We start from the raw sequence: 19,536 nt of genomic DNA on the forward strand, positions 1-19,536 counted from the left end.
ACGATTCGTAAGGTCATGCGCCATGGCAAGGACTCCCGATCCGATACCGGATCAGCACGGCCGACGATTCGTGATCACCGGAGCCAACGGCGGCCTCGGTGAGGTGGTAACCCGCACGTTGGCAGCCCGTGGCGCCACGGTGATCATGGCGTGCCGTGATACCGAACGGGGTCGCGCCATCGCTGATCGGCTGGCCGGCGATATCTCCGTGGCAGCCCTGGATCTTGCCGATCTGTCCGACGTACGGCGCTTCGCGCAAGAGTGCGGCGAATTCGATGTGCTGATCAACAATGCCGGATTGATGAATGTGCCGTTCGCCCGTACCGCCGACGGATTCGAAACACAATTCGGCGTCAACCATCTCGGTCACTTCGCGTTGACCGGCCTGCTGCTGGATCGGATCCAGGACCGGGTCATCTCGTTGTCGAGCATTTCCCACGGGTGGACCAAGGCACTGCCGCTCGACGATCTGCGCTTCGAACACCGCCGATACAGTCGACACGCGGCCTATCCGGAATCGAAGCTGGCCACCCTGATATTCGGCCGCGAACTACAGCGCAGGCTCCGCGAATCCGGGTCGACGCTGCGTTCCTACGCCGTGCACCCCGGCGTCGCACCGACCGGCCTCGTCGCCAAGACGCAGACGCCACTCGACTACGTCGCCGAGCCGTTCATCCGCCTGGTAGGCCAATCACGGACCGCGGCAGCACAATCGATGCTCCACGCCGCCACCGCCACGGATGCGGATCCCGATATCTATTGGGGCCCGACCAAGCTGTTCAACACCCGGGGACCGGTCAGCGCCTGCCCGTCGAGCGCGCTGTCGCAGGATCGGGCCCTCTGGCAGCAGTTGTGGACGGCATCCGAACGCGCCACCGGTGTTCGCTACCCCGCGTCGGCGGTGATCCGTGAGAATTAGCCTGCGCACCCTGGCTTGCGCCGTCATGGTCGGGCTTCTCACCGCCTCCGGCCCGCCGGCGGCCACCGGGGCACCACCGGTGTATCCGGCTCCCGACCCCGACCCCTTCTACGCCGCGCCCGCCGACATCGCGAGCAAGGAACCCGGAGCTGTACTGGCGGTCCGGGTCCAGGAGCCACTGCCCTACTTCCCCACCGCCACAGTCACTTTGGTGAAGTTCCGGTCCAACGACTCCCAAGGCAGGCCGATCGCCGCGACCACCACGATCCTCACCCCGCAAGACCATCGCCCCGGCGCGCCGTTGCTGTCCTACCAGCACATCATCAACGGTCTCGGTACCCAGTGCGCGGTCTCGCGGGCCCTCTACGCCTACGATCCGAATCTGCTCTATCGCGCTGTGCCGCTGCTGAACACGATGCTGCTGCGCGGCTGGAGCATCGCGCTGCCCGACCATCTCGGCCCCAACGCCGCCTACGGCGCGGCCAGACTCGGCGGACAGATCACCCTCGACGGCATCCGCGCCGCGACCAGGGTCGCGGAACTGGGTCTCGCCGACAGCCCGGCAGCCATGCTCGGGTACTCCGGCGGCGGCATGGCGACCGGCTGGGCGGCCGCGCTCGCACCGCAGTACGCGCCCGAACTGCGCCTGGTCGGCGCCGCGCAGGGCGGGGTGCCGATGAACATCACCACGATGGCGCGCGCCCTCGGCTTCGCCCCGCATCCCATGTTCGGTCTCGCGATGGCCGCGGCACTCGGCCTCGAACGCGAGTACCCCGACCGCCTCCCGATCAGCGGGCAGCTCAACGACACCGGCTTGGCGGTACGCGATGCCATGGCCAACGGGTGCACGGTCGAACTCATCGCCGCCGGAGCCATGCACAGCGCCTCCGACCTCGCCTCGACCGTCTCACTGATCGACGACCCCCGGGCGTGGGAAGTGGGCGACGCCAACAGTCTGGAACTGTTCGAGCCCGTGCCGACGATCCCGATCTTCGAGTGGCACACCCCCATCGACCCACTCATCCCCGTCGACGCGGTCGATCGCACGAACCAGCGCTACTGCGAGGCCGGGACACCGGTGCACTCGGAGCTCTATCCGAGCCCCGACCACCTGGCCACCGCGGTCATGGGTTTCCCGTCTGCCGTCGCGTGGCTCGACGCCCGCTTCCGCGGCGAGCCCGCGCCGAGCAACTGCTCACTTCCCGAGAGATAAGGATCCATCATGCGCCGGATTTTGACGGCCGCACTCACGGTGCTGTTCTACGGCCTCACCGTCGCCATCTTCGCTCCCGCGGCGACGCCGGAGCCGCACTACCCCACCCCCAATCCCGATCCCTTCTTCACCGCACCGGCCGATATCGGCGACTTCGCGCCCGGTGATGTGGTGCGGCAACGGAAGTTCGACCTCGGCCCCTACCAGGGCACCGATATCTGGCACGTCGCCTTCCGCTCGACCAACTCCGCGGGTGACCCGATCATGGGCGTCACCACGGTCCTGATCCCCGCCGGTGTCACGAACCCGCCGCTGGTGTCCTACCAGGCGCTGATCAATTCCCTCGGCACCAAATGCAACCCTTCCACCTCGCTGATCAACGACGAGACCCCCGACGCGTTCGGCGCGGCTCTGCCGCTGGGCCGCGGTTGGGCGGTCGCCTTGCCGGACTACCTCGGGCCGAATGTCGCCTACGGCGCCGCCCGGCTCAGCGGCATGGTCACCCTCGACAGTGTGCGAGCGCTCCAGCGCGCGCCCGAACTCGGTCTCGGCCAGTCCCCCATCGCACTCGCCGGGTACTCCGGCGGCGGGCTGGCGACCGCGTGGGCGGCCGCGCTGCAACCGACCTACGCACCGGAATTGAAGCTCGCGGGCGTCGCCGCCGGCGGCATCCCGGCCGACCTCGAACAGATGGCCCTCGGGATCGGCTTCGGGCACCATCCCGGTTTCGGCCTCGCCTGGGCGGCGGCGATGGGTCTGGAGCGCGAATACCCCCAGCGTCTGCCCATTTCCGACCAGCTCAACGGCGAAGGCCTGTGGTTCCGTGATTTCACCGCTGACGAATGCCGGCGCTTCCTGCTGTTCCACGGTATAGCCCGCAGCGCCGAACAGCTGGCGGCGACCAAGTCCCTGATGGACAGCCCCGAGGCACGAGCGGTGTTGCGGGAGAACAGTTTGCGCTACGACCCCGAGGTGCCCGAGACGCCGATGTTGATCTGGCAGGGCGTCTTCGACGAACTGACACCGTTCGACGCCGTCGAGGACGTAGCCACCCGCTACTGCGCGGCAGGCGCGCCGGTCACGTTCTCCCGCTATCAGATCGCCGAGCACATGACGACCGCGGTGGCGGGTCTGCCGGAGGCCTGGAACTTCATCGAAGCCAGGTTCCGCGGCGAACCCGCGCCGACCCGCTGCTGATCAGAGCGCGCCGAGCAGGTCTTCGAGGTGAATGGGGACGCGGCGAACGCGAACGCCGGTGGCGTGGTAGACCGCGTTGCCGACCGCGGCCGCCGAGCCGACGATGCCGATCTCGCCGATTCCCTTGCTGCCCATCGGGTTCAGATGCGGATCGTGTTCGTCGATCCAGCTGACGTCGATCTCGCCGATATCGGCGTTGACCGGGATGTGGTACCCGGCGAGATCGTGGTTGACCACGGCGCCGAGGCGCGGATCGAACTCGCTCTCTTCCCACAGCGCCATCGACAGACCCATGGTGACAGCGCCGATGAACTGGGAACGGGCCATCCGTGGATTGATGATGCGGCCCGCGCCGAAAACGCTGACCACGCGCGGAACCCGGATCTCGGCGGTGTCGGTGTGCACGCGGACCTCGACGAAGTGCGCGCCGAACGCATGGGTCGAAAAGTTCTCTCTCCCTGGATATTCGGGCGCCTCGACCGTGATCTCGGCGCCGTCGGCGGGTTCCGGCCCGAAGCGGTCACGGAACGCTCGCGCGGCGGCCACCACGGCCGAACCCCACGACGCCATGCCGGTCGAACCGCCCGCGACCGTCCCCTGGGGGAGATCGGAATCGCCGATACGCAGATCGATGCGATCCGTGTCGACCCCGAGGGCGTCGGCGGCGATCTGGCCGAGGGAGGTCCAGGTGCCGGTACCGATATCGACGGCGCCGATGGCGACTTCGTAGCGGTCGCCGCTGTGGCGCACGCGGGCGCTGTTGCCCCCGGCGGTGTCGGCCGGGTAGGTCGCCGCGGCGACCCCGGATCCGATCAGCCATCGGCCATCGCGGCGCGACTTCGGTGCCGGGTCACGCTCTGCCCAGCCGAAGCGCTGCGCCCCGGCACCCAGGCATTCGACCAGCCCACGGGTGGAGAACGGGCGCCCTGATTCCGGGTCGACCTGGGGTTCGTTGTGGATGCGCAAGGCGATCGGGTCCATACCGAGGGCGACCGCGAGTTCGTCCATCGCCGTCTCCGCGGCGAACATGCCCGGACAGTGCCCGGGCGCCCGCATCCATGACGAGACGGGAACACTCAGTGCCGCGAAACGATGCGAGGTCGATCGGTTGGCCGCCGAGTACATCACGCGGGTCGCCACGGCGGTCTGCTCGGCGAACTCCTTCACCGTGGAGACCTGCGCGATCGCGTCGTGGGCAATGGCGGTCAAGGTGCCGTCGGGGTGCGCGCCGAGCCGGACCCGCTGGCGAGTCGGCGTCCGATAACCGGCGAGTGAGAACAGCTGTTGCCTGGTCAGCGGCAGTTTCACGGGTCGCCCGTCGCAGAGTTTCGCGGCCATCGCCGCGAGCACGATATTGGCGTGCGGCTCACCTTTGGATCCGAAGCCACCGCCGACGAAGGGCGCGATCACCCGCACCCGCTCGGGCGCCAGGCCGAACAGGGCCGCGATCTCGGCGCGCACCACGTGGGGGCCCTGGGTGGAGTCGAACAGCGTCAAAGTGTCGTCGGTCCAGTGCGCGATGGTGGCATGCGGTTCCATCGGGTTGTTGTGGACCATCGCGGTCGTATAGGTGTGGTCGACGGTGACCGGGGCGATCGCCATGGCGGCGTCGACGTCACCGATCGTGGTGTCGGTGGGAAAGCCGCCGCTCACCTCCTGCGGGGTGTAGAGGTCGGCGTCGAGGGTGACGGCGGCGGGCTGCTCGTCATAGGTCACGCGCACCTGGGCGGCGGCTTCGCAGGCGACTTCCAGGCTCGTCGCGATGACGGCGCCGATCACTTGCCCACGGAACGCGACCTCGCCGTTTTGCAGGATGAACAGTTCGTTGTCGTCGTCGACGGCCAGCCGGGGAGCGTTGTGGTGGGTGAGCACGGTGACGACGCCGTCCTTCCGTGCGGCCACGGAAGTGTCGATCTCGCGGATGCGCCCGCGGACGATCGTCGACTGAATCACGTAGCCGTACAACGGATCCCGCTGCGGATGCTCCATCGCGTAGGGCGCGACACCACGGAGTTTGGCCGGTCCGTCGACACGGGTGGGTGAGCTGCCGATCGCCGGTGGGTTCATCGCACCTCGCTCAGCTCGCGCAGGGTCGCGACCAGCACATTGCGCGCCAAAGGGATCTTGAAACCGTTCTGACGCTGTGCGCGCGCGCCGGCGAGTTCGGCATCGGCCGCGGCGGCGAAGTTCTCCTCGGTGGCGGCCCGGCCACGCAGTTGGGCCTCGGCGGCGAATGCCCGCCATGGTTTGGCAGCGACACCGCCGAACGCGATCCGCACATCTCGCACGAGGCCGTCGGCGATGTCGACGGCGGCGGCCACCGACACCAGGGCGAACGCGAACGACGCACGATCGCGGACCTTGCGGTAGGTGGAGGTGCTCGCCCACTCGAGCGCGGGCAGGTCGACGGCGGTGATCAGGTCACCGTGGTCGAGGACCGTGTCCCGGTCGGGTTCGTCGCCGGGCAGCCGGTAGAAGTCGGCCAGTGGGATCTCGCGCTCACCGACGGCGCCGAGCACCCGCACGACCGCACCCAGCCCGGCCATCGCCACCGCCATGTCGGAGGGATGGGTGGCGATGCACTGATCGGACGCGCCGAGGATGGCCTGGTCGCGATCGAACCCGCCGATCGCCGAGCATCCGCTGCCCGGTTCGCGCTTGTTGCACGGCACAGTCGAATCCTGGAAGTAGGGACATCTGGTGCGCTGCAACAGATTTCCGCCGGTGGTGGCGAGATTGCGCAACTGGGCCGACGCGCCCGCCAACAGTGCCGCCGACAGCATCGGGTACCGCGCCCGGATGACCGGATGCGCGGCGAGATCGGCATTGCGCACCGCCGACCCGATGCGGACACCGCCGTCGGGCAGCGGGGTCACCTGATCGAACGGCAGTCCGCTGACATCGACGAGCTTGCCCGGCGCGATGATCCCGAGTTTGAGGTGATCGACGAGATTGGTTCCCGCACCGAGGAATACGGCGTCGGGGTCGGCGAGTACCGCCGCTACCGCTTGCCCCGCATCAGTGGCGCGTTCGTAGGTGAACTCCCTCATCGAGCGACCTCCTGAATCGCCGCGACGATGTTCGGATACGCCCCGCAGCGACACAGATTGCCGCTCATTCGTTCCCGGATCTCGTCGGCGCTCAGCACGATCTCGCCGGTGGGGTCCGCCGTCACGTGACTCGGGGCGCCCGCCCGCACCTCGTCGAGCATGCCGACCGCCGAACAGATCTGGCCCGGCGTGCAGTAGCCGCACTGGAAGCCGTCGTGTTCGAGGAATGCTCGCTGGACCGGATGCAGGTCGTCACCGTCGGCCAGTCCGTCGGCGGTGACGATTGTCGCCCCGTCGTGTGCGACGGCCAGCGCGAGGCACGACGTCGCCCTTCGGCCGTCCAGCAGGACAGTGCACGACCCGCACTGCCCGCGATCGCAGCCCTTCTTCGGACTGGTGACGCCCAGCTGTTCACGCAGGGCATCCAACAGGGTGGTGCGGGTGTCGATGTCCACCACCCGCGTCCGCCCATCGACAGTCACCTTGATCCGCGCTCGCATCGAACGGCCTCTCGTCGTGGGACACCGACTCCGCACAGACCCTCCGGGCCCGCTACCAGCACGTACGCAACCACTGTGCGCACCTCGGCCACGCTACCAATCCGGCCGTTGGCCATCGTGGACCTCGACCACATCCGCCGTGGTTTCACCGGACATCACGACCGGCGGGATCACCGGGACGTGCGCGCTGTGAGTCAGCGGGCGAAGCGGGCGTTCACCCAGGCGAGGGCGTCGTCGTTGCTCGCGCCGAGGATGGCGCGGTGATCGACGCCGGGGTAGGTGCGGTATTCCACGGGTTGGCCGGTCAGCTGCTGCTGAGCGACCATGGCGTCGGTGCCGGCGGGCAGGACGACGGTGTCGGCCTTGCCCTGCAACACCAGCATCGGGGTGGTCAGCGCCAGCCCGCTGGGGTCGTTGCCGTCGAGAACTCGCACCAGCGCACTGGAATCGGCGTCGGCGGAGAACGTGTCACCCGCGCCGAGCCCGCCCCAGGAATCCCGCTCACGCAGCTGTCCGATGCAGCGGTCATCGGCCTGGCCCACCATCGAATCAGCTTCGGCGGTAAGAAATGCCGACGGATCGATGTCGGCGACGGTCTGGGCGCCACGGATGAACAACGGAATGAACGACACCGAGCCCGCCGGTGCGTCCACCTTCGCCGCGATGCCGGTTCGCTGGGCGAGGGCGAAAGCCTGCACGACCGGCCCCAGATGCGAGGCGGGTGCCATTGCCACCGCACCGAGCAAGCGCAACTGCGGCGCCCACTGCTGCGAGCGCGCGTTGGCGAAGACGGCGGCCTGACCACCCTGCGAATGCCCCATCGCCACCCAGCGAGTCCCGATCTCGGGCGCGATCACCCGCGCCGCCAGCGCCATGTCCGCGACCGCACGCTGCTCGGCCTCCCCGATCAGATACCCGTGCGGGCCCGGCGTACCCAAACCCTGATAGTCGGTCTGCGCCACCGCGTATCCGGCGGCGATCCATCGTGCCAGGGTCTCGCGCGTCAACGAGGTGTAGTCGTGAGCGGGGAACCCCGTGCCGGTGTCCCGCGACGGTGCGCACACATCGGCGGTGCCGGTGGTGCCGTGTGCCCAGGAGATCAGCGGCCAACCGCCGGGCGGCGGCGTTCCCTCGGGAACAGCGACCGTACCGGAGACGGCGACCGGCTGACCGTGCACATCCACCGACCGGTAGAGCACAAGGAAATTGCGCGCCCCAGGCAGTCCCGGCTCCCCGGCAATCGGCTGTGACGAGATCACCGATCCGTGCTCGCCGGCCACCGAATCCGGTGCCGGAGAATAGAATTCGAGACCGGCCGACGCGGGGTCGGCGGAGGCGGCTGGGACCGCCGAAGCGCAGACGGCCAGCACCACCGCGACCGCCCGTGCGCATCGACGCACGACGATCGACGCCGACTCCGTGCCTGATCCCATCACCACTGAATCCTCCTGATTCGTCGCGTCGAACACGTTCCCGGTCGGGCCGCGGCGCAATATACCGCTCCGCCGGGCCGGGCTCCCGTGGCGCACCGATGAGTTTGCGGGGGCGACATCGTCGTAGTGGTAGACAGTGGATCGATCGGGATCCGCGCGCGCCGGGCACCGAAAGGAACGAGCTATGAGGATCGCTACGTCGAAAGATGGCACCGAACTCGCCTACGACGTGTCCGGTGACGGGCCCGCGCTGGTGTACATCACCGGCGCGACGTGTTTCCGGCGGTTTCGGCCGATCGCCGGCGACGTGCGGGTGTTCGCCACGCGCTTCACCGTCTACAACTACGACCGGCGCGGGCGCGGGGACAGCGGGGACCTACAGCCGTATGCGATCGAGCGGGAAGTCGACGACATCGAGGCGATGGTGGACGCCGCCGGTGGGCGCGCGATTCTCTACGGACATTCCTCGGGTGCCGCGCTGGCGCTCGAAGCGGCGGTACGGATGCCGGACAAGATCGACAGGGTCGTGATCTACGACGCCCCCTATGTGCACGACGAGACCGAACGGGCGTCCTACGCCGAGCTGGCCGCCACGGTGCGTGCGCTGCTCGACCAGGCGAAGAACGCGCGAGCGCTGAAGGCGTTTCTGCGCGGGATCGGGATGCCGGGCGCGTTCGTCGCGCTGCTGCCGCTGTTTCCCGGGTGGACAACGATGAAGGCCCTCGCCCCCACACTGATGTACGACATCGCGATCACCGAAACACTGCCACCGGTGCAACGGTTCGAGGAGATCCGGGTTCCCGTGAAAGTCGTTGTCGGGGAGAAGAACCCGACCGGGATGCATCAGGTGTCCCGGGAGCTCGCCGCGGCGATTCCCCAGGCGTCGCACCGGGTGCTCGCCGGGCAGGACCACATGGTCAGCGCCAAGGCGTTGCTGCCGATTCTCACCGACTCCGTTGCGAACGATTGAACCCGGACCTGGGTTGCCTGCCCAGGTCTACGTCGTCGTCCACGACGCCGGGGGAATCGTTCGGGTGGGCTGCGCGGGCGCGGCGGCCAGAGCCTCGGTTCGGCTCGGGTAGACGGGTAGCCACTCGGTGAGACCGGCCGCGACGATGATCCGGTTGGTGACCGACGGCACGGGATTGACCACACTCATCCGCAGCCGGCTCTGCTGGGCGCGGGTCGCCATGTCGAGGATCGCCCGGCAGGACATGAACGTCACGTCCCTGATGTCGATCACCAGGTGGCCCGACTCGCCCTCCGCCGTGATGGCTGCGTCGAGAATGATGCGCCATCGAGGCAGGTTGCACGCGTCGATCTCGCCGTGCACATGCAGAACAGTGGCCGTGTGATGGAGGGTGACCTCCGCACGCAGTGCCGAGTCGGATTCATCGATCCGCGACGGTTGGTCGCCATGGCCGGAATGGGTGTTCACGAGTGCCCGATCCCTCGACACCGGCAGGCATACACACACACTGCCCCAGCCGGTCCTGGTGGCTCAAAATCGGCTGGTGATCCCATTTGAGCACGCCGAATCGATGGTGTCTGCGAATGTGATGGATCTGATGCGCGCGGCCTAACGATCAGCGGCAGCCCTCGAGGGTGGCGTCGGCGAGTTCACCGATCACATCGGCGATCTCGCGTCGCCTGTTCATCGCCGCCAACTGCCGGCGCGCGCCGTTTCCGCGCTCACTGAGGGCCCTGACCGCATCGGTGACGAAGTCGTGGTCACCACAACGATGCAATGCCGACGCGATGTCCTCGACCAGCCCGGCCAGCAGGTCCTGGTGGGGAACGACGCGACCCGCGACGAGGTCGAGGCCGTTGCCGTCGAGCCCGGATCGCGCGGCGTTCCAATAGGCGGCGCGCAGGACTTCGCCGGGCACCGTGGGAGCGGGAATGTCCTGCGCGATCGCGTCGAGCGCGGTAGTGACGATTCCGCGGATGAGGGCGGCCAGCAAGGCGGATTCCTCGGCTGTCGCCGGGACATCGCTCACGCGGATCTCGACAGTAGGAAAGGATTCCGACGGGCGGACATCCCAATAGACCATCTTGTTGTCCAGGATGCTGCCGCTGGATCGCATCATCGCGACCATCGATTCGTAGTCACGCAGCGACGCGAAATACGGCGGCGGACCGGCGCTGGGCCACCGGCGCCACAAAATACTGCGCCAACTCGCGTAGCCGGTCTCGCTGCCGCGGTAGATCGCCGAATTCGCGGTCAAGGCGAGCAGTACCGGCAATCGTGGCCGGACATGATTGCTCACCAGCACCGCGGTTTCGCGGTCGGGCACCGCCACGTGCACGTGGCACCCACACAGCCCCTGCTCGTGGGCGATCATGCCGAAAGAGTGCGCGATCCGCTGATAGCGCGGCGTATCGGTAACCGGGTATCCCTCGGGGACGGTCGGTGGAACCGCGACCGCCAGCAACCGGGTGCCGTGCTCGGCCGCGCATTCGGCCACCCGGCGCCGTGCGGTCCGCAATTCCGCCAGCAAGGCGCCGATCTCGGAGTGCACCGCGCTACTCGTCTCGACCTGACAGCTCGTCAGCTCCAGCTGCAGATCGATCCCGGCCTTCTTCGCCGTCTCGGCGACCAGCGTGTTCTTCGGCGCGGGCGCGCCGGACGCGGGATCGGTCAGCAGGAACTCTTCCTCGACGCCGACCGTCGGTACATGCGCGGACACTTGCTCACCTCCAGCACCTGCGGAGCGGGCCCGGGTCATCGGCCCGGTGAAGGACCGATGACCCCGGCGGCGTGGCCGGTCAGTCGCGGAAAGCGTCCTTGACCTTCTCGCCTGCGTCCTTCAGGTTCGACTTGGCCTGCTCGCCGCGACCCTCGTTCTCGAGATCGCGATCGTCGGTGGCGCGGCCGGTGGCTTCCTTGGCCTTGCCTGCCAGCTCTTCGGCCTTGTTCTTCGCCTTGTCAGCGATACCCATGACATTCCTTTCAGGCTGTTTCTCGGCCACTCGGTGGCCGTGGGCCGTCCTGGGGACCCATCGACGGCCTACCCGGGTCTGTCAGGTGCAAACAGGCTCGGCGTCCAGGGTGAATAATCAACACATGACCGAACTGGACAACGCATCCACCGCAGAGCGCGCGCTTGTCGAACGCGTGGTCGGGGTCGGCGACTCGTTGACGGTCGGCCGATTCCGGTTTCGATTCGCCACCCGGCAATGGGAATGGTCCGATGAGGTCGCACGGATGCACGGTTACCGGCCCGGCACCGTGCCGACGACCGAAATGCTGCTCTCGCACAAGCATCCCGACGATCGTGATCGGGTCGCGGCCATGATCACCTCGGTCGAGGACAGCGGCGCGTTCTCCAGCCACCACCGCATCATCGATACGCACGGCCGGGTGCGCGATGTGCTGGTCGTGTCGGAGCCGCTCGCCGACGTGGACGGGACGGTGATCGGCACCGAGGGCTATTACATCGACCTGTCCGACACCGCGGCCGAATACCGGCGCGAGGCGCTCGACAGCACCCTGCCGGTGCTGCTGGAGGCGCGCATGGTGATCGAACAGGCCAAAGGCGCGTTGATGCTCGCCTACAGCGTCAGCGCCGACCAGGCGTTCCGGGTACTCCAGTGGCGCTCGCAGGAGACCAACGTGAAGCTACGCGCCATCGCCGAACGCGTGGTCGCCGCGCTGCCGACGGTGGCCGGTGACGAGGTGCGGTTGCGCACCCGGCTCGACCACGTCCTGCTGACCGCGCACGAAGGCGCCCAGGTGGACCGCAACGGTTAGTGGCGACACCCAGCGGGGCCGGGCGGTGGTCCAGAGAACCGACCTCCCTGATTCCCTATGGCCGCGCCGCGAGTTCGAGGCGCGGTGACACCGAGGACGCGGTCAGAGCCGAGCCGAGATCTAGTGCCGCGCTGAGACCTCGAAGGATCGGCGGCGGGGGAACGTCGGGGCCCGGCGGCTCCGGCGGAACGGGCACCGGATCACCGGGACCGGGCGGAGTCGGCGGGGCGGGCACCGGATCGGGACCGGGTGGGCTCGGCGGCGGGGGCACCGGATCCGGGCCGGGCGGGCTCGGCGGGCGCGGAATCGGATCCGGGCCGGGCGGGCTCGGCGGGCTGGGTGGGCTGGGTGGGGCGGGCACCGGATCGCCCGGGTTCGGCAGGAACGGGTCCGGCGGCGGGCCTGGTGGTGTGGGTTCCGGCGGCGTCGGCACCGGGTTCGACTCGGTGCGCTCGATCGCGAACATCATCGCCTCCTGTCGTCGGTGTTGCGGCGGGCGCACGCCGTTGGGCACCCGCGAAAGGCCGCGACGCAGGTCGAGCGCGCACCGCGATGACGTCGTTGGCATCGTGATGGTGCGCTCGACCTGCCCCGAGGTAACTCCGGTGTCGACACCGTCCTACGAAAGCGTGGCTGAGCCGTTTCTTCGGCGCCCGTTCCACATTCGGCTGATCGCCACACTCGTGGGATGCCCGCGCATTCGCACTCGAAACGACGGACGCGCGCAGTGTCGGTGTGGGTCAGGAGCCGGCTTCGATGCGCGCCCACGCACGATGCTCGGCCAGATCGGTGAGCAGCGCGCTCGTCGCTGCCACCGCGTCGGCGACCGTGATTCCCGGTGCATCGGGTTCGATGTCGTTGCGCTGCAGCACCGAGGCCGCGGTGCCGACCGCGGCGATCGCCTTGCCGTGCCGCCACATCTCCTCGACCAGCAGGTTCACGCGGGAGTCCGCCGGCGCGGCCAGCAACAGCGCGCCGTCGAATTCGACCGATCGCATTGTGGCGAAAGTCCGCGCCACCGGCACACCGTCGATGACACCGCCGCGCGCCGCGACAACCATCGGCCGGACCCTGGCCTCTTCCAGCGCGGTCGAGACCTCCCGTATCGCGTCGCCCGAGGTGGTGTCATCGACCAGCAGCGCCACCGTCCGCCCGTCCACCGGGAAACTGCCGTGTCGCTGCGACAACGCGGGACTCGGCGCGAGGTCGACATGGTCGCTGTTCGGGGCGGGCTTGTCGAGACCGAGTTGACCGGCGACGTAGTCGGCCAGCCCGTCGTCGACATTGACCAGCATCTGCAGAGCGCGCCGCTGAATCGTCTCGGACTGGCATTTCCCGAGTTCGAAGGAGAACGCATCGGCGAGATGCTGCTGTTCGCCGGTGGTCAGGCTGCGATAGAACATGCGCGGCTGCGAGTAATGGTCGGCGAACGACACCGATCCCGCACTGTTGGCGGAGGTCCGCAGTTTCGCGGTCGGCGGCGGAATGGGTGTCGGCGATTCGACGAAGGCTTCGCCGGCGAAACTCGCCGCATAGGGGCACCCGCCGCCGAGCGAATTGGGTTTGTAGGCAGCGACTCCGGGGTGGACGACACCCTGGTGCATCCCGTCCCGAAAGAGGTCGTTGACGTCGGCGTGCGGCGTATTGATCGGCAACTGGGTGAAATTCGGGCCGCCGAGCCGACTGATCTGGGTGTCGAGATAGGAGAACAGCCTGCCCTGCAGCAGTGGGTCGTCGGTGACCTCGATGCCCGGAACCAGATGTGTGGGGCAGAAGGCCACCTGTTCGGTTTCGGCGAAGAAATTCTCCGGATTCGCGGTGAGCCGCAGGGTGCCGATAGTCCGCACCGGCGCGAGTTCCTCGGGGACGATCTTGGTCGGGTCGAGCAGATCGATGCCCTCGAAGAGGTGATCGGGAGTGTCGGGAAATACCTGCACACCGAAATCCCATTCCGGTGCGTAGCCCGCCGCGATCGTGTCGGCCAGATCCCGGCGATGGAAGTCCGGGTCGAAACCGGCCGTGAGCTGTGTTTCCTCCCACAGCATCGAATGCACGCCCAGGCGCGGCTTCCAGTGGAATTTCACCAGACTCGTCGTGCCGTCCTCGGCAACGAGGCGATAGGTGTGGACGCCGAATCCCTCCATCATCCGCAACGACCGTGGCAGCGCCCGGTCCGACATGTTCCAGAAGGTATGGGCGGTCGCCTCGGTGTGCAGCGTGACGAAATCCCAGAAAGTGTCGTGGGCGGATTGCGCTTGCGGGATCTCCCGATCCGGCTCGGGCTTGCCTGCGTGGATCACATCGGGGAATTTGATCGCTTCCTGGATGAAGAACACCGGAATGTTGTTACCGACCAGGTCGTAGACCCCTTCGCCGGTATAGAACTTCACCGCGAAACCGCGGGTGTCGCGCACCGTGTCGGCCGACCCGCGGGAGCCGAGCACCGTCGAGAATCGTACGAAGACCGGGGTGCGCGCGTCGGCGGCCAGGAATTTCGCGCGGGTCAGCGACGCGGCGGCGCCGTTGGCGACGAACACACCGTGAGCGGCGGTGCCCCGAGCGTGCACCACCCGCTCGGGGATGCGTTCGTGATCGAAGTGGGTGATCTTCTCGCGCAGGTGGAAGTCCTGCAGCAGCGTCGGGCCGCGCGGTCCCGCCTTGAGCGCGTGATCGGTGTCGGCCACCCCCGCGCCCTGCGGGGTGGTCAGCCGAGGCCCCTGCTGGGCGCGCACGCTCGCGTCACCGGGAATCGGCGCACCCGTGGGGCTGCGCAGCGCGGGCCCCTGCTGGTCGGCTGCCGGACCCGCCTGCTCACACGGTGTCCCGGCGTCCTCGTCGGGCGGAGTCGGCGGATGGGTGAATTCGGACGGAATATCGCGGTCGGTCATGGTATTTCGTCGTCCCTTCGTCGCGCGCGGGGAATTCGGAGAACGGCCTGCCACTTCTTCGACGGACTACCGCGTTATCGGCGGGGCAAACAGCGGTTCGGACTCGGCTCGTGGGGTAAGCGGCGCCTATGGAGATAATTGCGATCGTGGCTTTGGTTGCCCTCGTCGCGGTGGTGCTGGTGATGCGCAAGACCCGGGGCAGGCGACCGGGAGAACCGGAGTCGACGGGCAACGACCCGAAATGAGCTCGAGGCGTGACCCGGCGGTTACGGGGTAACCTCCGACAAACGGTAGTGGATGAGGGAGGTGGCGTGCGGGCTCGAGATCGCGACACCGCTCCCCGCTCGAGAACTGTCGGGTTCCAGGTGCCCGCCGAACTGGACCAGCTGAGCATGGTGCACGCCCTCGCCGAGACAGTGCTGCTCGTCGGTGGTTTCGCGCTCGACGAGGTCACCGACCTGCTGCTGGCTCTCGACGAGGTCGCCACTGCATTGATGCTGGTCGCGACGCCGGACTCCCTGCTCGACTGTGCGTTCACCGGTGGGGACGGAGCGCTCGGCGCCCGGGTGAGCGCAGTGGCACGAGAGCCCGCCGGCCTCGATGAGCAGTCCTTCGGCTGGCACGTCGTCGCGACGCTGACCGACGCGCTGCGCACCGACTACGCCGGGTTCGACGCGGCCCGCGGCGGCTACCCCACCACGGTCGAATTCGGCTGGATCCGGCGATTGCACGGACCTGCCAAGTCGTGACCATTGCGCGCTAGCCTCGTGGGTAGGGCATAGCCCCGGGTCCCGGTGGGTACCCCATGAACACATCTGCAACCGCCTGGAAGTGAGGCAAGTAGCGATGACATGGGAATCAACGACAGTTTCGGCCGACCGTTCGACCGCCCGGCGATCCCATTCGCACGGCGACAGCTACGACAACATCGAACCGTGGTTCGAGAAGCTGCGGGCGCTCGAGCCCGGCGACGAACACCACGACACCGTGCGCGCGCAGGTCATCGAACTGTGCTTGCCGCTCGCCGATCACATCGCGCGCAAGTTCAACGGCCGCGGCGAGCAGTTCGACGACCTCGAGCAGACCGCCAGAGTGGGCCTGGTGCTCGCCGTAGATCGCTATGACGTCACCCGCGGCTCCTCATTTCTGTCCTTCGCGATCCCGACGATCATGGGTGAGGTGCGCAGGCACTTCCGTGATCGCACATGGGCGGTCCGGGTGCCGCGCCGGCTCAAGGAGATCCAGCTCAGGATCGGGCCCGCCACCGAGGAACTCTCGCAGCGGCTCGGCCGGTTCCCCACCGCGCACGAACTCGCCGACGAACTCGATGTCGACCTGGTCGAGGTGACCCGCACGCTGGTCGCGGGCAACGGCTACCAGACCAACTCCATCGACGGCGTCACCCACGACGGCCGAGACAACTCCACCCAGCCGATCACCGACACGCTCGGCAGCGACGAGCCCTGCTACCAACTCACCGAGGATGCGATGGCGGTACGCCCGCTGATCGCCGCGCTGCCCGCCGAGGAACGGCAGGTGCTGATCATGCGTTTCTACGAGTCCCAGACGCAGGGCCAGATCGCCGAGCACCTGGGTGTCTCACAGATGCAGGTCTCGCGGATCCTGTCGCGGACCTTGACCTTTCTGCGTGAGCAAGCGCTCGCCGAGCCGACGTCGACCCAGTGACAGCGGCGGCGACACGTGCCAGAATTGTTCCAGGTTGAGACCTCCAGCCGACCCCGGTCCTCGTCTACCGCTCCCCCGAGCCGGTAGACGCCTGTCGGCAGCGACGACCGGTCATTCCTGTCGCACAGGAGGTTTCATGTCTGTCGTCACGGATCGTCGGCATTCGAGTCGGCTGCGCTGGTACCGCGGCTGCTCCGCGGATACCGCGGCCGAGCCGGCCTTGCGCGACCCGGGACGACCTGGCTGCTGGGTACTCCAGGGCGGCATCGAGCTCGACGCGGCGCGCATGCCGCGATTCCGTTCGCTCCTCGATCGCTCCGTGCGTTCGGGCGCACGTGTCGTCGTCATCGACCTGCGCGACACCGAATTCCTGAGTATCCGCGTCGCGGCGATGCTGCGCGACGCCAAGGTCGAGGCGTGGACGCACCGGGTGGACATTCGCCTGCTCACCGGAACCCGTGAGGTGGAGCGAGCGCTGGATCTGGTCGGTGTGCGGCCGCTGTTCCGGTGTTACCTGTCGATCGACGAAGCCTCCCGATCGGAACCAGGTCACTGACAGGCCGTTTCGATCACCCTGATCCTGGGTATGCGCTCGATGAAGCCACTCCGGCGCACGCTCGGGAGGAGGACATCGTGGATTCGAGCGACCGGATCATCACCGACTCGACCCGTGCGACATCGACCCGCGTCCAGATCGACGCCGATCTGAGCCAGGTTGTCATGCTCCGGGCGGTCGCCGAAACTGTCGCATTGATCGCCGGTTTCACGGTCGACGAGGTAGCCGATATCCGCGTCGCGCTCGACGAGGCGGCCACGTGCCTGATCCTCGACGCGGTACCCGAGTCCGAGATCCACTGCGAGGTCACCGCCGACGGATTCCGGATCCGGGTCGCGGTTTCCGCGGTCTGCGACAGCGACCACCCGGTCGACACGACCGGTTTCGGCTGGCACGTGATGCACTCGATCACCGACCATCTCACCGCAGACCACGAGGCCTACGACCGGGAACAGGGCGGTTACCCCGTCGGGATCACCTTCACGCAGGTGCGGCGGGTGCACTGAGTGCCTCGCGCAACGAGCTGCGATCCGCGTTCCAGCACGTCAGGACGTGATCGGCGAAGCGATCCTCGAGCAGGTTCGTCGCCTGGATGCCGAACACGACCGAGGCAGCTCGGCCGGGTTCGGTGGCCAGCAATCCGGCGATGACGTCGCGCCGCATCACCTGTTCGTGCACGGCGTCGGCTTCGACGTGTTCGGTGTAGAAGTGCGCGCACGCGGGATGCGGGAGCAGCGTGCGGGCGAGCTCGGCCAATCGGCGCGACGCAGGCGGCGAGGTGATCTCGGCGGTCGCGAAATGGCCGATCAGCGCGCCGCGCAGGCCACGGTGCAGGCCGAACAACGTCATCATGTCCACCAGCGCCAGCATCGGCGCGGGCACGGTGTCAAGGTAGTGCAGGTAGCCCGGCTCGAGGTCGGCGCCGGACAGGAGATTGGCGAAGAGCCGCGCGTGCACGCGTTCGCCGCGGCCGGCGCCGAACTCGTCGAACTCGACCGCCACCAGCGACGCTTTCACCTGTCCGCGCAGGCGCGGGATCACCCAGGCGTACGGGTCGGCTTCGATGTGGTGATAGATCGAGCGGTGGACGAAGTATTCGCGCAACCGATCGGCCGTCCCCCGCTCGGCGAGGAATCCCGCGATGCCGTCGGTGTCACGGGTCGGTTCGAGCAGACGGTCGAGTTCTGCCTCGACGTCCTCGCCGCCGGGGACATCGGCATGCAGGGCTGTGAGCAGCTGGTTCTCCAGGTCGCGGCACAGCCGCAGCAGGTCGGGATCCCACTCCCAGTTCTCGTCGACACCGGCGAATCCCTGATAGTGCAGTTCGTAACAGGTGTGCAGGGTCAGCAGGAGATCCTCGCCGTAAGGGTCGAGTCCACCGACCTCGGGAACCGCCGAACCCGGTGTCCGCGTGAGCAATTCGGTGACCGCGGCAGACAACTCGCCACGCGGGCGCGGCAGTGATCGCAGAGCCGTCATTCGGCACTCCTCGGATGACGCCGGCGCCGGTGGCTCGTATCGCACAGCGGGTAGGTGCTCGACCGTCGACACAGACACAGCGCCACCACGAAACGGTCGCAGTGCAGGACCGTCCCGTCGGGGGTGACCACGTCGACGGGACCGTCGATGAGCGCGGGCCCGCCGTCGGTGAGCACGACCCGCCGCGCCTCAGGCGAGGTCGGCGACGGGAGACGATGTTCGGTCGACACGGATCACCACCAGTTCCTCCTCGCGCTGACCGGGCCGGATGAAGCCGTTGGCGGCCAACCATCCGGCGCGAGACCGCATGACCGGTCCGAACGGCACCGTTCCGGTCGCCGCGACCTGGGCGTTCGCGCCCAGTCCACGCAGTTGGCACAGGCTGCGCTCGGGGTCGCTGATCGCCGAATGCACGATCAACCCGACGCCACGCTCGGTGAGCAGGTCCGGCAGCATCGCGCACAACCGGTCGAGCACACTTCGGCCGTCGGGGCCCGCGTCCCAGGCCAGCGCCGCACCGCGACCGGTCGCCCGGCCCGCGGGAACATAGGGCGGATTCGCGACCACCACGTCGAAGCGCGGCAGCCGCAGCGCGGATCCGAAATCGCCGTGCAGCAACTCGACCGCGATGCCGCGCAACCGGCAGTTCATCCATGTCGACATCAGCGCCGACCAGGACAGGTCGACGGCGGTCAGACTGCTCGCGCCCGCCGCGGCGGCGGCCATGGTGAGCGCGCCGGTCCCCGAGCAGACGTCGAGCACCCGCCCGCCGGACAGCGACGGCACTTCACGCATCGCACGGCTGAGCAGCCAGGTATCGGCCTGCGGCCGGTAGACCCGCGGCGCCCGCAGGACGACCAT

The 19,536-nt window shown here is 68.1% G+C and carries 21 protein-coding genes; 9 read left to right on the top strand and 12 right to left on the bottom strand.

What is annotated here, in order from left to right:
* The first annotated feature begins 22 nt into the window (after positions 1–22).
* Genes ACWFRF_RS03545 through ACWFRF_RS03555 form a run of 3 tightly spaced genes read left to right on the top strand, consistent with a single transcriptional unit; the run spans position 23 to position 3,329 of the window.
* Positions 23–919 carry an oxidoreductase gene (locus tag ACWFRF_RS03545; RefSeq protein WP_452448773.1) on the top strand — a complete coding sequence of 299 codons (897 nt, stop codon included), beginning with the start codon at positions 23–25 and terminating at the stop codon, positions 917–919.
* 25 nt (positions 920–944) lie between these two features.
* A complete protein-coding gene (locus ACWFRF_RS03550; RefSeq protein ID WP_452448837.1) occupies positions 945–2,132 on the top strand; it encodes a lipase family protein in 1,188 nt (395 codons plus the stop codon).
* A gap of 9 nt (positions 2,133–2,141) precedes the next feature.
* The gene (locus tag ACWFRF_RS03555) at positions 2,142–3,329 is read left to right on the top strand and encodes a lipase family protein (RefSeq protein ID WP_452448774.1); all 1,188 of its coding nucleotides are present in this window, start codon (positions 2,142–2,144) and stop codon (positions 3,327–3,329) included.
* Here the strand turns inward: ACWFRF_RS03555 and ACWFRF_RS03560 are convergent, their stop codons facing one another.
* From ACWFRF_RS03560 to ACWFRF_RS03575, 4 genes are all read right to left on the bottom strand, one after another.
* Positions 3,330–5,396 carry a xanthine dehydrogenase family protein molybdopterin-binding subunit gene (locus ACWFRF_RS03560; protein WP_452448775.1) on the bottom strand — a complete coding sequence of 689 codons (2,067 nt, stop codon included), beginning with the start codon at positions 5,394–5,396 and terminating at the stop codon, positions 3,330–3,332.
* Positions 5,393–6,379, bottom strand: coding sequence for an FAD binding domain-containing protein (locus ACWFRF_RS03565; protein ID WP_452448776.1), 987 nt, complete (start codon positions 6,377–6,379; stop codon positions 5,393–5,395). The genes ACWFRF_RS03560 and ACWFRF_RS03565 overlap by 4 nt, the downstream gene beginning before the upstream one ends.
* On the bottom strand, positions 6,376–6,879 hold the full coding sequence (locus tag ACWFRF_RS03570; protein ID WP_379315121.1) for a 2Fe-2S iron-sulfur cluster-binding protein: 504 nt from the start codon (positions 6,877–6,879) through the stop codon (positions 6,376–6,378). The genes ACWFRF_RS03565 and ACWFRF_RS03570 overlap by 4 nt, the downstream gene beginning before the upstream one ends.
* Positions 6,880–7,073: 194 nt before the next feature.
* Complete coding sequence (locus ACWFRF_RS03575) at positions 7,074–8,312, bottom strand: alpha/beta hydrolase family protein (RefSeq protein WP_452448777.1); 1,239 nt, start codon at positions 8,310–8,312, stop codon at positions 7,074–7,076.
* Between the two features lie 184 nt (positions 8,313–8,496).
* Between ACWFRF_RS03575 and ACWFRF_RS03580 the strand changes: the two genes are divergently transcribed.
* On the top strand, positions 8,497–9,282 hold the full coding sequence (locus ACWFRF_RS03580; RefSeq protein WP_379315119.1) for an alpha/beta fold hydrolase: 786 nt from the start codon (positions 8,497–8,499) through the stop codon (positions 9,280–9,282).
* A gap of 27 nt (positions 9,283–9,309) precedes the next feature.
* Here ACWFRF_RS03580 and ACWFRF_RS03585 read toward each other — a convergent pair whose 3' ends face one another.
* From ACWFRF_RS03585 to ACWFRF_RS03595, 3 genes are all read right to left on the bottom strand, one after another.
* On the bottom strand, positions 9,310–9,750 hold the full coding sequence (locus tag ACWFRF_RS03585; protein WP_387448575.1) for an anti-sigma factor antagonist: 441 nt from the start codon (positions 9,748–9,750) through the stop codon (positions 9,310–9,312).
* 148 nt (positions 9,751–9,898) lie between these two features.
* The gene (locus ACWFRF_RS03590; protein ID WP_387448578.1) at positions 9,899–11,002 is read right to left on the bottom strand and encodes a glutamate--cysteine ligase 2; all 1,104 of its coding nucleotides are present in this window, start codon (positions 11,000–11,002) and stop codon (positions 9,899–9,901) included.
* A gap of 79 nt (positions 11,003–11,081) precedes the next feature.
* A complete protein-coding gene (locus ACWFRF_RS03595) occupies positions 11,082–11,255 on the bottom strand; it encodes a CsbD family protein (protein WP_378995042.1) in 174 nt (57 codons plus the stop codon).
* A 124-nt stretch (positions 11,256–11,379) separates the two neighbouring features.
* Between ACWFRF_RS03595 and ACWFRF_RS03600 the strand changes: the two genes are divergently transcribed.
* Positions 11,380–12,066, top strand: a complete 687-nt coding sequence (locus ACWFRF_RS03600) for a PAS and ANTAR domain-containing protein (RefSeq protein ID WP_452448778.1) — start codon at positions 11,380–11,382, stop codon at positions 12,064–12,066.
* A 55-nt stretch (positions 12,067–12,121) separates the two neighbouring features.
* Here ACWFRF_RS03600 and ACWFRF_RS03605 read toward each other — a convergent pair whose 3' ends face one another.
* Together ACWFRF_RS03605 and ACWFRF_RS03610 are read right to left on the bottom strand one after the other, a co-directional pair.
* Positions 12,122–12,535, bottom strand: coding sequence for a hypothetical protein (locus tag ACWFRF_RS03605; RefSeq protein WP_452448780.1), 414 nt, complete (start codon positions 12,533–12,535; stop codon positions 12,122–12,124).
* 271 nt (positions 12,536–12,806) lie between these two features.
* Positions 12,807–14,954, bottom strand: a complete 2,148-nt coding sequence (locus tag ACWFRF_RS03610; RefSeq protein ID WP_452448781.1) for a catalase — start codon at positions 14,952–14,954, stop codon at positions 12,807–12,809.
* Between the two features lie 311 nt (positions 14,955–15,265).
* Here ACWFRF_RS03610 and ACWFRF_RS03615 point away from each other — a divergent pair, with 311 nt between their 5' ends.
* The 4 genes from ACWFRF_RS03615 to ACWFRF_RS03630 all read left to right on the top strand — a co-directional run bounded on the left by ACWFRF_RS03615 (position 15,266) and on the right by ACWFRF_RS03630 (position 17,702).
* Positions 15,266–15,703, top strand: coding sequence for an anti-sigma factor (locus ACWFRF_RS03615; protein WP_452448782.1), 438 nt, complete (start codon positions 15,266–15,268; stop codon positions 15,701–15,703).
* A gap of 97 nt (positions 15,704–15,800) precedes the next feature.
* Positions 15,801–16,640 carry an RNA polymerase sigma factor SigF gene (locus ACWFRF_RS03620; RefSeq protein ID WP_379313982.1) on the top strand — a complete coding sequence of 280 codons (840 nt, stop codon included), beginning with the start codon at positions 15,801–15,803 and terminating at the stop codon, positions 16,638–16,640.
* A 136-nt stretch (positions 16,641–16,776) separates the two neighbouring features.
* Positions 16,777–17,196 (top strand): STAS domain-containing protein, encoded by a 420-nt coding sequence (locus ACWFRF_RS03625; protein WP_378995053.1) that lies wholly within the window; start codon positions 16,777–16,779, stop codon positions 17,194–17,196.
* Positions 17,197–17,273: 77 nt separating this feature from the next.
* Complete coding sequence (locus tag ACWFRF_RS03630; RefSeq protein WP_379313983.1) at positions 17,274–17,702, top strand: ATP-binding protein; 429 nt, start codon at positions 17,274–17,276, stop codon at positions 17,700–17,702.
* On the opposite strand, the gene ACWFRF_RS03635 is transcribed toward ACWFRF_RS03630, so the two are convergent.
* The 3 genes from ACWFRF_RS03635 to ACWFRF_RS03645 are packed head-to-tail and all read right to left on the bottom strand — an operon-like array spanning position 17,677 to position 19,536.
* The gene (locus ACWFRF_RS03635) at positions 17,677–18,675 is read right to left on the bottom strand and encodes an iron-containing redox enzyme family protein (RefSeq protein ID WP_452448783.1); all 999 of its coding nucleotides are present in this window, start codon (positions 18,673–18,675) and stop codon (positions 17,677–17,679) included. The two genes, ACWFRF_RS03630 and ACWFRF_RS03635, sit on opposite strands and share 26 nt — an antisense overlap.
* Positions 18,672–18,851, bottom strand: coding sequence for a CDGSH iron-sulfur domain-containing protein (locus ACWFRF_RS03640; RefSeq protein WP_387448595.1), 180 nt, complete (start codon positions 18,849–18,851; stop codon positions 18,672–18,674). Before ACWFRF_RS03640 ends, ACWFRF_RS03635 begins: the two co-directional genes overlap by 4 nt.
* Before the next feature lie 13 nt (positions 18,852–18,864).
* Positions 18,865–19,536 (bottom strand): HemK2/MTQ2 family protein methyltransferase, encoded by a 672-nt coding sequence (locus tag ACWFRF_RS03645; protein WP_452448784.1) that lies wholly within the window; start codon positions 19,534–19,536, stop codon positions 18,865–18,867.

Source organism: Nocardia sp. NPDC055165 (assembly GCF_053606985.1).